Below are 12,705 nucleotides of genomic sequence, written 5' to 3' on the forward strand. Positions count from 1 at the left end.
GTGATTTACTTGCCCAGGATCTCGGTCAACATCCGCCCCACACCGACGGTCCAGTCCGGCAGCACCAGATTGAAGGTGCGTTGGAATTTGCTGGTATCAAGACGGGAGTTATGGGGGCGTTTGGCCGGGGTCGGGAAGGCGCTAGTCGGCACCGCATTGAGTTGCGTCACCGCCAGTTCAACGCCGGCCTCTCTGGCTTTGGCAAACACCAGCTGGGCGTAGTCAAACCAGGTTGTGGTACCGGAGGCTATCAGATGGTATAGCCCGGCAACGTCGGGTTTGCTCTGCGCCACGCGGATCGCATGAGCGGTGCAATCGGCCAGCAACTCGGCACCGGTCGGGGCTCCGAACTGGTCATTGATGATCGACATTTCGCTGCGCTCCTTGCCAAAACGCAGCATGGTCTTGGCAAAGTTGGCGCCACGGGCGGCGTAGACCCAGCTGGTACGGAAAATCAGGTGACGAGCGCAGAGAACAGCACCTTGTTCCCCTGCCAGCTTGGTTTCGCCGTAGATGTTGAGCGGGGCGGTCGCATCGGTTTCCATCCAGGGGCGCTCGCCACTGCCATCGAACACATAGTCGGTGGAATAGTGCACCAACCAGGCGCCAAGCAGTTCCGCTTCTTTTGCAATCGCCGCCACGCTGGTCGCATTGAGCAGCTCGGCAAACTCCCGCTCGCTTTCGGCCTTGTCGACTGCGGTGTGGGCTGCGGCATTGACAATCACATCCGGTTTGACCAGACGTACAGTTTCGGCCACGCCTACCGGATTGCTGAAATCGCCACAATAGTCGGTCGAATCAAAATCAACGGCGGTGATACGGCCTAGCGGCGCCAGTGCACGCTGCAGCTCCCAGCCTACCTGACCATTTTTGCCAAACAGCAGAATATGCATCAGGCACGCTCCCCGTAGTTCTTCTCAATCCAGGACTGGTAGGCGCCGCTCTTGACGTTGCTGATCCACTGCTGGTTATCCAGATACCACTGCACGGTTTTGCGAATGCCTGACTCAAAAGTCTCCTCTGGCTGCCAATCCAGTTCTGAGCTCATCTTGCTGGCGTCGATGGCATAGCGGCGATCGTGACCGGGGCGATCTGCCACATAGGTGATTTGATCGCGGTATGAACCCGCTTTCGGTACCATCTCGTCAAGCAGATCACACACGGTATGCACCACGTCCAGATTCTGCTTCTCGTTGTGACCGCCAATGTTGTAGGTCTCCCCTACCAAGCCTGTAGTCACCACCTTGTAAAGTGCGCGCGCGTGATCTTCCACGTAGAGCCAATCGCGGATTTGATCGCCCTTGCCATAAACCGGCAGTGGCTTGCCATCCAGCGCATTCAGGATCACCAGCGGGATCAGCTTCTCGGGGAAGTGGTAGGGACCATAGTTGTTGGAGCAGTTGGTGACTATGGTTGGCAGGCCGTAAGTACGGCGCCAGGCACGCACCAGATGGTCGCTGGAGGCCTTGGAGGCAGAATAGGGGCTGCTGGGGGTGTAAGGTGTGGTTTCGGTAAAGAGCGGCAGTGGCTTATTCCACAAGGGATGATCGGCACTCACCTCATCCGGGTGGGGCAGATCGCCATACACCTCGTCAGTGGAGATATGATGAAAGCGGAAAGCCGCTTTGCGCGTCTCGTTCAATTCGTTCCAGTAAGCGCGGGCAGCTTCCAGCAACATATAAGTGCCGACGATATTGGTTTCGATAAAGTCAGCCGGGCCAGTAATAGAGCGATCAACATGGCTTTCAGCAGCTAGGTGCATCACGGCATCCGGTTGGTGCAGGGCGAATACCCTGTCCAATTCACTACGATTGCAGATATCCACCTGCTCGAAGGCATAACGGTCACTGTTTGCAACACTGTTCAGAGATTCCAGATTGCCCGCATAAGTAAGTTTATCGAGGTTGACCACTGAGTCTTGGGTATGCTGGATGATATGGCGAACAACGGCTGAACCGATAAAGCCAGCACCACCGGTCACAAGGATCTTCATTGAAAGGTTCCCGATTTCAAGATAACGAAATGGCAAGACATTGTTTGACGCTTGCGTAGAAGGTTTTTACTGTACGTTTTCTGAGCCCCCCCCCCCTCCCCACACTGATGACTGAATCCTCTAACACATTGGGATATATCGCTGAGGCTAAGTCTGGTTAATTTTTCCGCGTAACAGCTAATAATGAATTTTGTAAATAACTCTTACTTGATACCCTGAGGGGGAGTGTGAGAAAGCATATTATGGCTGAAAAATTGAATTGCTACCGCCCTTAGGTTACAGCTCCCAATATGCTGATTTTAACTTCATTGTCCGTGCTGTTGACCATAAGATCCTCCAGCTTCTTGTTTTGGTTGATGTTTGACAATCACGTCACATCATACTACTCACTAGGTATTCTTGGCGCCTGCACTGCTCACATCTTGGGCAATCAAGAACACAAAATCCGATTTTGGGCCAGATTCTATCTCGTTTAACAAGGGAATGAACAGTCAAAACATTGCAGGTCACTTGTTGCAAGCGCGCCCTATTGAATCCATATTGGTATTGTTAGTTGTCACCTATTGAGCCTAATTCCAACGAGGAAAGGCACAATGTTGCCTAGCACTGGTTACTGTAGAGGAAAAAAGTCACTTTTTTTCAAATCCTTACAAGCGATATGAGTGAACTCAGCATAAGAACCAAGACGGTGTTGCCAAGCATGCTTACGACAATTTAAATCACCTAAAAATGAGGGTTTCTCGATCCCACCCTATGCGATAGGAACGGTCGCAATTCATGGTACTAAGGCGCAGGGTGAGACCCTCGCTGCCGACAGCCTGAATGGATCGGCCTGGTCACCGCGGGAGATGGGGCGGCGATAACAAAGACAGGCACGATTCAATCCCGATACAAGGGGGTTATGTAGGATCCACATTGACTCCCCCCTTAGACACCCTCTAATTGACAGCCTTGACCCTTATCATCATGCATCTTATGAAGATCCTACTGGTCGAAGACGACAAGCGGCTCAATCATCACCTCACCACGCTGTTGACCGAGGCCCAGAATCAAGTGCACAGCACGGACAGTGCCTTGGTGGCGCTACACTATGCTCCCGGGTTATCTCCACCATCCGTCGACAGGGTTACATCTTCAACCTCTCCTGCTGCTGATGAGCGCCATGCTGGTCACCGCGCTCATCATGACCTTCTCCGTCTATATCCTCTATCTTGGTCACGCCGAGGAGCAGGCTCAGAAAGCCAGCGCATGCAGGAGAATCTCTCCAAACTCTTCTCCTCTAAGCAACGCGATCCCCACACCATCACAGATCTCGCCAACATCACCCCGGATGCCATCGACCCCAATCTCGATACCCTGACCTGCCGCTCCAATGTGGAGCTGAGCTGGTACAGCCTGCACATGCCGGAGGTGATCACCATCAAGGGGACCTTCTGCCGGGATCTGATGAAATACCTTGATGGCCTGGATCAGGACTACTTCTTCAAGCTCAATGTGTTGGCCCTTGAGCTCAAAGGTGGTGAGCTCGCTGGTTTGCGGATGTTTACCTGGCACCTTAATGGGGATGTATTTTACCATCTCTCACCTCCGGGCTTGGTTTCAAAATGACAGGTCACAACGCCCACCTCCGGGTCGATGCTGATAAACGCGGAGGCTTGCGGGTGATACTGGTAGAGTCGCGCCAGCTCGGCACGAAACGTCTCGATATTCGGTGCTATCACATGGTGGGTGTCGCCCCTAGGTGGATACGTCCCGTCTTGTGGGCCTTCTTGACCCGGCGCAATAGCTTGAGCACCTTGGTTCTGCTGCGTTGATTACCGAGCGTGGGCGGCTGTCTGACCCGCAATCCAAGGTGGGTGATTCTGTTCGGCGCGGTATTGTGATTGAGCTGACCGATGGCAGCGATTATCTGCCGAGCAGACAGGGTTTTGTAATCACGTAAGTCATACATGGTTAGGCTTCCTTCAAATGCAAACAGCCCCTCGGCGTGAGGGGCTGCATGAGGTTGTGGTGTGCTGTTGTGGGGATGATTGTCTAGAGCAATTGCCTCCTGAGGCGGTTGATGTCTCGCTGATAACGGCGACGGTGGCTATGCCAAATCAGCCGCCTCCAGCAGCGCCGTGGTCACGGTGCGCGGCAGGACCAGATTTGCCCCATCCAAGTTCTCCAGGTCCAGCACGCTGGAATGCACCAGGCTAGCCAGCTGTACATTGAGCTTGTGGGTGAGCTCCAACGCAATGAACTCCTCGATATGGGCCCGGAGCTTGGCGATAGCGGCCTCGGTCTCCCTTGGTGGTGCCGTAGGAATTGTCCTGCTCATGTGTGGCTACTCCAATCTGGTGCGTCATTGCTGCCGTGGTTGACGTAGGCTCCGACAATCACCCGTTGCCACTCGCCGACCGGTTGACCCGTTGCATTACAGGCGCAGCGAAAGCGGGCGAAGTTAATCTCTCGTGGCAGGTGTTCACGCATGTCACGGGGACTGACAAAGAGCATGGTCTTGTGCAGCACCGGGTTGGGTACAACAAGCGGACCGCCGATACGCCGTCCTTCGATATCGTGGGCGTAGGCAAAGTTCGGCAGCATCAACTGCTGACTGATGAGCTTGGCCAGCCCCGAATGTGCACACATAGCTTCCGCCACGGCGGCCTGGCTAAAGCTGTCGATGAACTCAATCATGCTGAGCTCCTTTGATGTTTGATGTAAACCCAGAAGGGATGAATCGGCGAATGGCGTGGATTACAGCATTCCACGCTCGGCCAGAGAGACGACCCCTTCGGCGCCAATCACCAGGTGGTCGAGCAGGCGGACTTCCACTAGCGCAAGGGCATTGCGCAGCACTTCCGTAATTTGCTTGTCCGAAAGGCTTGGCTCCGGGTAGCCCGAGGGATGATTGTGAGTGCAGAGGATAGCCGCACTGTTAAGAGCCAAGGCTCGCTTGACCACTTCTCTTGGATGCACACTGGCAGCAGTCAAAGTCCCGTGAAACAGCTCCTCCAAGGCGATGACGCGATGCTGATTATCGAGAAACAACACGGCAAAGGTTTCCCGCTCTCGCCCTTGAAGCAGGGTTTGCAATCGTTGAGCTGCCATCTGGTGAGAGGTAATAGCAGAACCTTTGGCAAGTCGCTTGCGGGCAATCTGGTTGGCCATATGCAGCAGGTCTTGCTCGGTCACCGGCTCGGTGACGACATAGGTGCCGGGGTATTCCCCGGCCTTGAGTTTGTGGTAACGCATGTGGGGTTCTCCAAATAAACAAAACCCCGGCGCACATACAGCATGTCGGGGTCAAAGAGAGGTGGTTGGGGCACGTTGAAGGGGAAGTTCAGGTGGCTGCGGTAATGGCTCCTGCTGTGGTGGCGGGTTCACTCTTCATCGGCATCAGCGACTCTGGAACCAACATGCTCAGCGGGATAGCCAGCGCTAGGCTTAATCGCCCGGCCAGCTCATAGACGGGGTCCACCGTGTCGTAATCTGCCACCCAAGTGGCCAGGGCTAGCCCGCAAGCCCTGCACGGTCAGGCCACTGTCACGCACCACCTGTGCCTCTCCCTCCCGATTGATGGCCTCAAGTTCAACTGCTATCGGTTGTTTTGGCATCTTTTACCTCCTCTTGAGATAAGGGGTCACTCTCCACGCGATAGCCGTGATGGATACAGATACGCTGCAGGTCACTCAGAAAGCTCCCCAGCACACGGGGCTGCTCAAAGAGCGGGACAGGCCCTGCCTGACAGCGCCAGAAACAGCGACGCGTGGGGTCCACACAGATTTCGTCCACGGGTTGGCTCATGGTGTGCCAGTCCTCGGCATTAGTGATGGAGAGCAGTTGCCACTGCACGTCAGACCAGCGCACTTGCAAGGTGACAGTGCGGGCGTTTGGGCTATCAGGGGTCAGGTGCAGCAACCAGCGCTCACCCCGGCGAGTTGGCAGCAGTTTGGCTTTGGCGGCGACCAGCCCCAGCCATTGGCGTGAGTAGTGGGATAGAGGCAGTTCGTTAGTCATCACGCACCCCCTACTCCCCGTTGACCGTGACGGTGAAATACCCCAACTGGGCGTAGCTAATGAAATTGCTCTGCCACAGGGCAAACAGTTCCCGCACATCCACGCAGGGCAGTGGTCCCCAGCCCTGTAGATAGTGCTCGTCGCAGGAGAAGTTGAAGTCGAGCTCCTTGCAGAGCTCGGCATCCAGGCCGAGCCCCTGATAACTGAAGTCGGTGATGTAATCGAAGACCCAGCCGTGTAATTCACGAATAAGCCGAAGCTCTACCGGATGGACGCCACCCGCTTCGGCACTGTAGTCGGGGATGCGAAAGTTAAAGGTCAAGATAGAGAGATTGGTGAGGTCAAGCTGCTGTTCCCGCCCGACTTTGCGCAGCAAGTCAGGCAACGCAGGCGAAATCGGCAGGGCCATACCTGCCAAGTGAAATGGCATGGTCATCATGGTGTGTCCTTTGCATATCGAATGTAGGGTGCATTAATCCCTGAACCAGCGCCAAGCGCGGTAGAGGCTGTAGGTAGCAGCTAGGGGATCAGCCAGCGAGGTAGCAGTGATACCCAGTAACGCACCGACTGCGGCGGTCGCTGGCTGGCGCTGTAACGTACCCGAGGTGATTTCTGACAATGTTGCATAAGAGGATCGATTATCCACTGTGCGAAGAGCCTGATGTGCGATAAAGCCAGTGGTGATGAGCTGGTTAATCTGCTTGCTATAGTGAAATCCCTCGATGCACCAGAGAACGAAGTGCTCACAGTTGTTAAAGAGCATGCTGTAGTGCGCCTCTCCAAGCCGAGAGTAGGCTCGGTCGATGCTCTCCTTCCGGTTATAGGCACGTGCACTATGAAGCAGGATACGGTAACCCTGCCCCTCGCTAAACTCGGCAAGCGTGGTGATGGCTATCTGACCGGAATGTACTCCGGCACTGAAGCCTTGGTAGTGGATGACCAGATGGTCCCCAAGATAGAGACCGTGGTGCTGGTAACCGGTGCGGGGGGAAACGAGGTGGTCCCCGGATTGTAGTACTGTCATGGTAGATCCCTTGCTGTAATGATAATGGTGAACCGCATAAACAAAAGGGGCACCATGATGGCGCCCCTTAGAGGATGAGATAGGTCGTGATGCCCTGTAAGTCAGAGGAGGCTTTACACTTTCCTTGATGAAAAGCGAGGCGCATCACATCTTGAGAGAACGCCGCCCCCCTTCTTTGGTGGCTAACAGTTTGATGAATTCAGGGGCCCACTTTTTCCCCGAAACAACATCAATAACCATCGTGTCGCTCATCTTCGGAACGTTATAAATGAGTTTAATAATAATGCCACCCAAGCTATTGCCATTGATGGTTGCAAGCGTTTTCAAAAGTCCCATATTACCAACCCATTTTATTAATAGTCTGATCATAATCATCTACATTAGATGAGGCGTCATATCAGTTGTCTTTAGTAATCAGCCAGTAAAGTAATCCAGCCAATATCGGATCGATAATCAGTCCGAGAATGAACCAACCCCAGAATGAACGTCCGTTACCAGAGGCAACAAATCCCAGTAGTAAAGCAAGTCCACACCAGATCAGGATTAATGGCATGAAGAATCTCCTGTAATTTATATATGGCAAAAGAAAGCCTGGCCGATAGGGTAAGCTTATCGAGTGAGCGGGGTAACATAGGTGCAGTCAGTTGACGAACAGTTGGCCAAACTCGATACAGCTGACAGGGCGCTAGTGTTGGAGGTAGTTGATAAGCTGATAACACAACTTGCCCTTTAATGGCTCACTGTGTGCACCGATGACTTACTGATGCCGATAACTTGAGAGGCCGCAATGTATCTCCCAAGGGGGTTTGTGACGATTTTTACTTGTTGTCTCCTGATGATATCTATCTGAGATCCTTTTCAATCAGACTAGGTGTTCAGTCCCAGAGAGTCATGGTGCGGTGCATTATTGGACTCTTATCAGGAGGATGCACTTTGGCAGCAGGTCTTCATGGCTCAGCCCGCACAACACCGAGAATTCGAGCCGAGCTCCAAGCGTCGAAAGAGTCGACGCGCAAACTTGCCGCTCGATACGGATTGAACGTCAAGACCGTCGCTAAATGGCGCTCTCGAACCACCACCACTGACAAGCCGATGGGGCCGACCAACCCCAGATGTGCTCATCTGTCAAAGGAGGAAGAGGAAATGGTCGTGGAGTTCAGGCGACGAACCCTTCTGCCTCTGGACGACTTGTTGGGGCATTTGCGTGAAGCCCTCCCACAACTAACTCGCAGTGCCCTTCATCGCTGTCTTATACGACATGGCATTAGCAAGCGACCCAATCAGCAACAGAACAAAAACCAACGTGGACAGTTTGAACCGACAGAAATGGGTTACTTGCATATCGACAGTTGCGAGTTACGTCTGGAGGAAGGCAAGCAACACATGTTTTTGGCCATTGATCGTGTCACCAAATTTACCCACGTGGCGTTCTTTGACGCGCCGACCAAGCAAAATGGAGCTGCATTTCTTGAGGAAGTTGTGGCGGTCTACCCATACACCATTCATACCGTCCTCACAGACAACGGTATCGCCTTCACAGAGCAGGCAAAATACAGGAATGGCCCAACCAACCGTCTCGTTGGGCACGTTTTTGATCGGGTTTGCCGTCAACATGGCATAAAGCACAAACTGACCAAGCCATATCATCCATGGACCAATGGGCAGGCCGAACGAATGAACCGAACGGTGAAAGACGCCACAATAAAGTCTTTTCACTATCCAGACTTCGATGCATTGAAGGCCCATGTGCGGGCCTTTATCACTGCTTACAACTTCGCGAAGCATCTAAAAGCCCTGAGATGGAGAACCCCGTTTAAAACTATCTGCGATGCCTGGTGCGTATTCCGGCGAAGTTGAACAGCCATTCCGGCCAACGTGAACACCCTGATCCTTAACGCGCTCACGTCACCCCGTTTCTAACTCGAGTGTTCAGATTGGGTCAACTCACTTCTCCTCTTTCTCATCGATTCTCCCTTCAGTGACAGCCGGTGAGCGTTGTGCATCAGCCGGTCCAGGATCGCATCTGCCAGAGTGTTGTCCCCCAAGCTCGCGTACCACTCTTCCGTTGGCAGCTGACTGACCACGACCGTCGAGTATTTCCCGTACCGATCATCCATGATCTCCAGCAGGGCGTTGCGCTGCTCGGCATTCACCGCTTCCAGTCCCCAGTCATCCAGGATCAGCAGCTCTATCCTTGCCAGTTGACCCAGCAGTCTGGCGTAACTGCCATCTACCTTGGCCTGGCTCAGCTCAAGTAGCAGACGCGGCAGCCGGTAGTAACGAGTGCTGTGCCCCTGCTGACAGGCTTGGTAGCCCAGCGCACAGGCTAGGTAGGTTTTTCCGCAGCCACAGGGGCCGGTAATGAGCAGGTTCTGGCCCCGGCGCAGCCACTCTCCTTGGGCCAGGTTTGCCACCTGTGACCGCTCCAGGTTGCGTGCAGACTGGTAGTCCACCTCTTGCACCGTGGCCTGGAGTTTGAGCCTCGCCTGCTTGACCAGCCGAGCTTGTTTACGCTGCTCCCGGCTCAGTTGTTCGTGTTCGACCAGCAGGCTTAGCCGCTCGATGAAGGGCAGCCCTTCGTAGGTACTTGCCTGTTCCAGTTGTTGTTGCACGGCATCCGCCATGCCAGTCAGTTTCAGGTGTCTCAAGCGGGTCAGCGTTTGTTGGGTCATGGGACGTATCCTCTTTAGTGGAAGCTCTGGGGGCCGCGGATGTTCTCGTGCTCTTGCGGTAACTCTGGGTAGCTCAGCGGGCTTGCGGGCAGTTGGTCGCGGCCACTGGTCAGCACCGACTTGAGCTGTTTGAGTCGCACCAGACCTTCCCGGTTGGCCAACTGGCAACAGGCTTCAACCCGTGATGGCGGATACTCCCGGCTAAGACTCAGCAGCCCCAGGCAGAGTCGGTATGCCTGCTCGGCATGGGCTTTCTCTTCCAACCGCTCGCTAACCCAGCACAAGGTGCTCGGTCCGATGTCAGCAGCCCACTGTTTAAGACGCCCTGGGGTCCAGCGTTGCTGCTTGCTGTGACGTTCCGGCATGTGCTCAGGGAGCGTGCTCATCCCCGGGATGGTTTTACGTGGATGGCTCGCGACCAGCTGTTGCTGGTGATAGACCTGAAGCAGGGTATCGCCCGCATGGAGCTCCAGTTGCTGACCCACATACTGGTGTGGCACCGAGTAATGGTGCTGCTCATAGCTGACGTGATAGTCGATGTTGACCTTGACCGTTTTGATGGCGACATAGCGATAGGGATGCACCGGCAGTGGTCCCAGTGCCGGGCGGTCCAACTGCTCAAATGCGTCACGTCGGTTACCGGGCAGTTGCTTGAACGGACGCTCGTTGAGTTCGTTCAGCAAGGCACGGATGCACTGGTTGAGTTCGGCAAGCGAGAAGAAGGTCTGATGGCGTAGACGGGCCAGGATCCAGCGCTCGACGATCTGCACACCCACCTCCGCCTTGGCCTTGTCCTTGGGCTTGTAAGGACGAGCTGGCATCACCGCCACCTGATAGTGCTCGGCCAACTGCTGGTAGCTGGGGTTGAGCTCGGGATCGTATCGGCAAGCCTTGCTGACACCGCTCTTGAGGTTGTCGGGGATCAGCAGTGCCGGTGTCCCGCCGAAAAACTCAAAGGCACGGACATGGCTTTGCAGCCAGTCCGGCAGTGACTGTGACCAGGTGGCCTCGGCAAAGGTGTAGTTGGACGCACCGAGCACGGCGACAAAGACTTGTGCCTGACGGACCTCACCCGTGGTCGGCGACACGATGGGCACCGTGGGCCCGCAGTAGTCGATAAAGAGCTTTTCCCCCGCCTTATGGATCTGGCGCATGGAGCGCTTTTGCAACTGACACCAGGACTTGTAACGGTCGCAGAACTGGGAGTAGCTGTAACAGCTATTGGGATAGCGCTGGGTGTACTCCTCCCAGAGCAGCTGTTTGGAGACCCCCTTGCGCTTGAGCTCCTGATGGACAGAGGGCCAATCCGGCACGACATGGCAGGCCGATATGGTGGTATCGGCCTGCGGATAAAACAGGGCAGCCAGTCGGCCATCATCAAACTCGGTGGGCAGGGGCCAGCTAAGGCCGAGCGCCTGGGCACTTTTGAGGAGTTTCTGGATGGAGCCGACACTGACCTTGGTACAGATACTGATTTGGCGAACAGAGAGGTCAGCTTCCAGCCGCAGTCGCAGCACTTCACGAATTTTACGCATTGCAATCCTCTTGGCAGACATAGGCTCTTCCCTGGCAAAAGGGAGAGCGTATCAAAGGTTGTTAAATCAATGCGTTAAGGATGATTCTGGTGAATGTGAACAGTGATTCCGGGATGTTGAACACTGTTTCCGGAAAGGAGGGGCAAAGTGTTCAGGTTGAGCCGGAATGAGCGTTCACATTGGTCCGGAAATGGTGTTCACGTTGAACCGGAATCGGTGTTCATGATCGGCCGGAATATGCAGCCTGGATTAAAACACCGGATCGTTTCAAGCTTCAACCGCACCACCTCATTCCGGGACCATACACCTAGTTTGTGATTGAATCCACTATAAGTGCAAGTCCTTCCCAGAGAAAATTTTACACACCAAAATAGAGAGGGTTCAATGTATTATAATGTACACATCTAATTATAAGATAAGGACTACCCAACCAATCAAATGATATAAGAAATACCATTGAACACTGTGCATTCTCAAAAACCAATCTAGTGGCTTCAGATTAAATTAATTTAATCTAAAATCGGCGTTGTTGCCAAAATCAGCCATTAGGCCACTACTTCCCCAGCCCCAGGTGATAGCTACACTTGGGGCTTTCTAACCGGCAGACCAAGAGCATTCAGTTTGTTCATCGCACACACGTAGGCCATGATCTCTCCCACTTGTCCGTTGTAGTTACGTAGACTGATTTTTCCCGTCATCAATTGTTTGAACCTATACATCGCCGTATCGGCCAATGAGCGCCGATGATACCCGGACTGCTGCTTCCAGTGAGTCAGCCCCTCCTTGCGTATCACCAGAACCGCTTCATTACGTGGATGCCCCTTTTCCCATAAACCGGCATTCTTGCGCGGCGGAATACGAGGCCTCGGCTGCCACGATGTCTTGGGTCGCCGGGTCCACCGCCAGATGCAATTTGCGCCAGACCCGGCGCTTGTCATGGCCATGCTTTCTGACCTTCCATTCGCCCTCGCCAAACACTTTCAAGCCGGTGGAATCGATAACCAAATCGGTAACCTTGCCCTTGGGTGGCTGGCGGTATGCCACCTTCACGGTGCTGGCGCGCTTGCTGACACAGCTATGTAGTCGGGGGAGCGGCACATTCATCAGCTCAAACAGCGAGTCGAGCAGGCCCTGTGTCGCCCGCAGGGAGAGGTTGAAAATGCCCTTGAGCATGAGAAAGGTACAGATGGTCTGGTCGGTGTAGAGGGAGCTTCGTCCCCGTCGGCCATGATGTTCTTGATGGAACCAGTTATGAACGACATGCTCATCAACCCAGAACGTTAGCGAGCCGCGTTTGACCAGGGAACGGTTGTACTGTGACCAGTTGGATATGGCGTGAAGCGACTTGCCCATGATGCTGATTTGAAAAGGGATTTGGTGATCAGACACCGTCTCCACCATAAGGGAAGGTGCGAACAAGTCCCTGATATGAGATCATGTTTGTCATCTGGAGCCATGGAACAGGGTTCATCATGAGTC

Annotated in this window: 15 protein-coding genes and 1 pseudogene; 2 read left to right on the forward strand and 14 right to left on the reverse strand. The window is 54.2% G+C overall.

What is annotated here, in order from left to right:
- Positions 1-5: 5 nt before the first annotated feature.
- Both rfbD and rfbB read right to left on the reverse strand, forming a co-directional pair.
- Positions 6-893: a dTDP-4-dehydrorhamnose reductase gene (rfbD, locus tag OKB87_RS04760; RefSeq protein WP_099993911.1), complete on the reverse strand. Its 888-nt coding sequence runs from the start codon at positions 891-893 to the stop codon at positions 6-8.
- Positions 893-1,993 carry a dTDP-glucose 4,6-dehydratase gene (gene rfbB, locus OKB87_RS04765; RefSeq protein WP_099993913.1) on the reverse strand — a complete coding sequence of 367 codons (1,101 nt, stop codon included), beginning with the start codon at positions 1,991-1,993 and terminating at the stop codon, positions 893-895. Before rfbB ends, rfbD begins: the two co-directional genes overlap by 1 nt.
- Positions 1,994-2,968: 975 nt before the next feature.
- Between rfbB and OKB87_RS04770 the strand changes: the two genes are divergently transcribed.
- Positions 2,969-3,601, forward strand: coding sequence for a response regulator (locus OKB87_RS04770; protein WP_238138541.1), 633 nt, complete (start codon positions 2,969-2,971; stop codon positions 3,599-3,601).
- Between the two features lie 109 nt (positions 3,602-3,710).
- Here OKB87_RS04770 and OKB87_RS04775 read toward each other — a convergent pair whose 3' ends face one another.
- The 9 genes from OKB87_RS04775 to OKB87_RS04815 all read right to left on the reverse strand — a co-directional run bounded on the left by OKB87_RS04775 (position 3,711) and on the right by OKB87_RS04815 (position 7,572).
- Positions 3,711-3,944 carry a hypothetical protein gene (locus OKB87_RS04775; RefSeq protein WP_234579898.1) on the reverse strand — a complete coding sequence of 78 codons (234 nt, stop codon included), beginning with the start codon at positions 3,942-3,944 and terminating at the stop codon, positions 3,711-3,713.
- 138 nt (positions 3,945-4,082) lie between these two features.
- Positions 4,083-4,313, reverse strand: a complete 231-nt coding sequence (locus OKB87_RS04780; protein WP_238138542.1) for a hypothetical protein — start codon at positions 4,311-4,313, stop codon at positions 4,083-4,085.
- Positions 4,310-4,672, reverse strand: a complete 363-nt coding sequence (locus tag OKB87_RS04785; RefSeq protein WP_059168616.1) for a hypothetical protein — start codon at positions 4,670-4,672, stop codon at positions 4,310-4,312. Before OKB87_RS04785 ends, OKB87_RS04780 begins: the two co-directional genes overlap by 4 nt.
- 60 nt (positions 4,673-4,732) lie before the next feature.
- Positions 4,733-5,230, reverse strand: a complete 498-nt coding sequence (gene radC / locus OKB87_RS04790) for a RadC family protein (protein WP_059168617.1) — start codon at positions 5,228-5,230, stop codon at positions 4,733-4,735.
- 336 nt (positions 5,231-5,566) lie between these two features.
- A complete protein-coding gene (locus OKB87_RS04795) occupies positions 5,567-5,995 on the reverse strand; it encodes a hypothetical protein (RefSeq protein ID WP_099993917.1) in 429 nt (142 codons plus the stop codon).
- Positions 5,996-6,005: 10 nt separating this feature from the next.
- Positions 6,006-6,431, reverse strand: coding sequence for a DUF2787 family protein (locus OKB87_RS04800; RefSeq protein WP_192873414.1), 426 nt, complete (start codon positions 6,429-6,431; stop codon positions 6,006-6,008).
- 36 nt (positions 6,432-6,467) lie between these two features.
- Entirely contained in the window at positions 6,468-7,019 is a 552-nt protein-coding gene (locus OKB87_RS04805) for a lecithin retinol acyltransferase family protein (RefSeq protein ID WP_099993919.1), read from the reverse strand.
- Between the two features lie 144 nt (positions 7,020-7,163).
- Complete coding sequence (locus OKB87_RS04810; RefSeq protein WP_099993920.1) at positions 7,164-7,388, reverse strand: hypothetical protein; 225 nt, start codon at positions 7,386-7,388, stop codon at positions 7,164-7,166.
- 28 nt (positions 7,389-7,416) lie between these two features.
- The gene (locus OKB87_RS04815) at positions 7,417-7,572 is read right to left on the reverse strand and encodes a hypothetical protein (protein ID WP_099993921.1); all 156 of its coding nucleotides are present in this window, start codon (positions 7,570-7,572) and stop codon (positions 7,417-7,419) included.
- A gap of 380 nt (positions 7,573-7,952) precedes the next feature.
- Between OKB87_RS04815 and OKB87_RS04820 the strand changes: the two genes are divergently transcribed.
- Positions 7,953-8,876 carry an IS481 family transposase gene (locus OKB87_RS04820; RefSeq protein WP_270826619.1) on the forward strand — a complete coding sequence of 308 codons (924 nt, stop codon included), beginning with the start codon at positions 7,953-7,955 and terminating at the stop codon, positions 8,874-8,876.
- Between the two features lie 59 nt (positions 8,877-8,935).
- On the opposite strand, the gene istB is transcribed toward OKB87_RS04820, so the two are convergent.
- The 3 genes and pseudogenes from istB to OKB87_RS04835 form a co-directional block, all read right to left on the reverse strand.
- Positions 8,936-9,691, reverse strand: a complete 756-nt coding sequence (gene istB / locus OKB87_RS04825) for an IS21-like element ISAs29 family helper ATPase IstB (protein ID WP_000194037.1) — start codon at positions 9,689-9,691, stop codon at positions 8,936-8,938.
- Positions 9,692-9,705: 14 nt separating this feature from the next.
- Positions 9,706-11,247, reverse strand: coding sequence for an IS21-like element ISAs29 family transposase (gene istA / locus OKB87_RS04830; protein ID WP_121463554.1), 1,542 nt, complete (start codon positions 11,245-11,247; stop codon positions 9,706-9,708).
- Positions 11,248-11,804: 557 nt separating this feature from the next.
- A pseudogene (locus tag OKB87_RS04835) lies at positions 11,805-12,579 on the reverse strand (IS5 family transposase).
- Between the last annotated feature and the right edge of the window lie 126 nt (positions 12,580-12,705).

Source organism: Aeromonas sp. Y318-1 (assembly GCF_027706125.1).
GTDB lineage: Bacteria > Pseudomonadota > Gammaproteobacteria > Enterobacterales > Aeromonadaceae > Aeromonas > Aeromonas hydrophila.

Bases quoted from the DNA above. Each gene is read 5' to 3' on its own strand.
- rfbD (WP_099993911.1), bottom strand. From the start codon at position 893: ATGCATATTCTGCTGTTTGGCAAAAATGGTCAGGTAGGCTGGGAGCTG.
- rfbB (WP_099993913.1), bottom strand. From the start codon at position 1,993: ATGAAGATCCTTGTGACCGGTGGTGCTGGCTTTATCGGTTCAGCCGTT.
- OKB87_RS04770 (WP_238138541.1), top strand. From the start codon at position 2,969: ATGAAGATCCTACTGGTCGAAGACGACAAGCGGCTCAATCATCACCTC.
- OKB87_RS04775 (WP_234579898.1), bottom strand. From the start codon at position 3,944: ATGTATGACTTACGTGATTACAAAACCCTGTCTGCTCGGCAGATAATC.
- OKB87_RS04780 (WP_238138542.1), bottom strand. From the start codon at position 4,313: ATGAGCAGGACAATTCCTACGGCACCACCAAGGGAGACCGAGGCCGCT.
- OKB87_RS04785 (WP_059168616.1), bottom strand. From the start codon at position 4,672: ATGATTGAGTTCATCGACAGCTTTAGCCAGGCCGCCGTGGCGGAAGCT.
- radC (WP_059168617.1), bottom strand. From the start codon at position 5,230: ATGCGTTACCACAAACTCAAGGCCGGGGAATACCCCGGCACCTATGTC.
- OKB87_RS04795 (WP_099993917.1), bottom strand. From the start codon at position 5,995: ATGACTAACGAACTGCCTCTATCCCACTACTCACGCCAATGGCTGGGG.
- OKB87_RS04800 (WP_192873414.1), bottom strand. From the start codon at position 6,431: ATGACCATGCCATTTCACTTGGCAGGTATGGCCCTGCCGATTTCGCCT.
- OKB87_RS04805 (WP_099993919.1), bottom strand. From the start codon at position 7,019: ATGACAGTACTACAATCCGGGGACCACCTCGTTTCCCCCCGCACCGGT.
- OKB87_RS04810 (WP_099993920.1), bottom strand. From the start codon at position 7,388: ATGATCAGACTATTAATAAAATGGGTTGGTAATATGGGACTTTTGAAA.
- OKB87_RS04815 (WP_099993921.1), bottom strand. From the start codon at position 7,572: ATGCCATTAATCCTGATCTGGTGTGGACTTGCTTTACTACTGGGATTT.
- istB (WP_000194037.1), bottom strand. From the start codon at position 9,691: ATGACCCAACAAACGCTGACCCGCTTGAGACACCTGAAACTGACTGGC.
- istA (WP_121463554.1), bottom strand. From the start codon at position 11,247: ATGTCTGCCAAGAGGATTGCAATGCGTAAAATTCGTGAAGTGCTGCGA.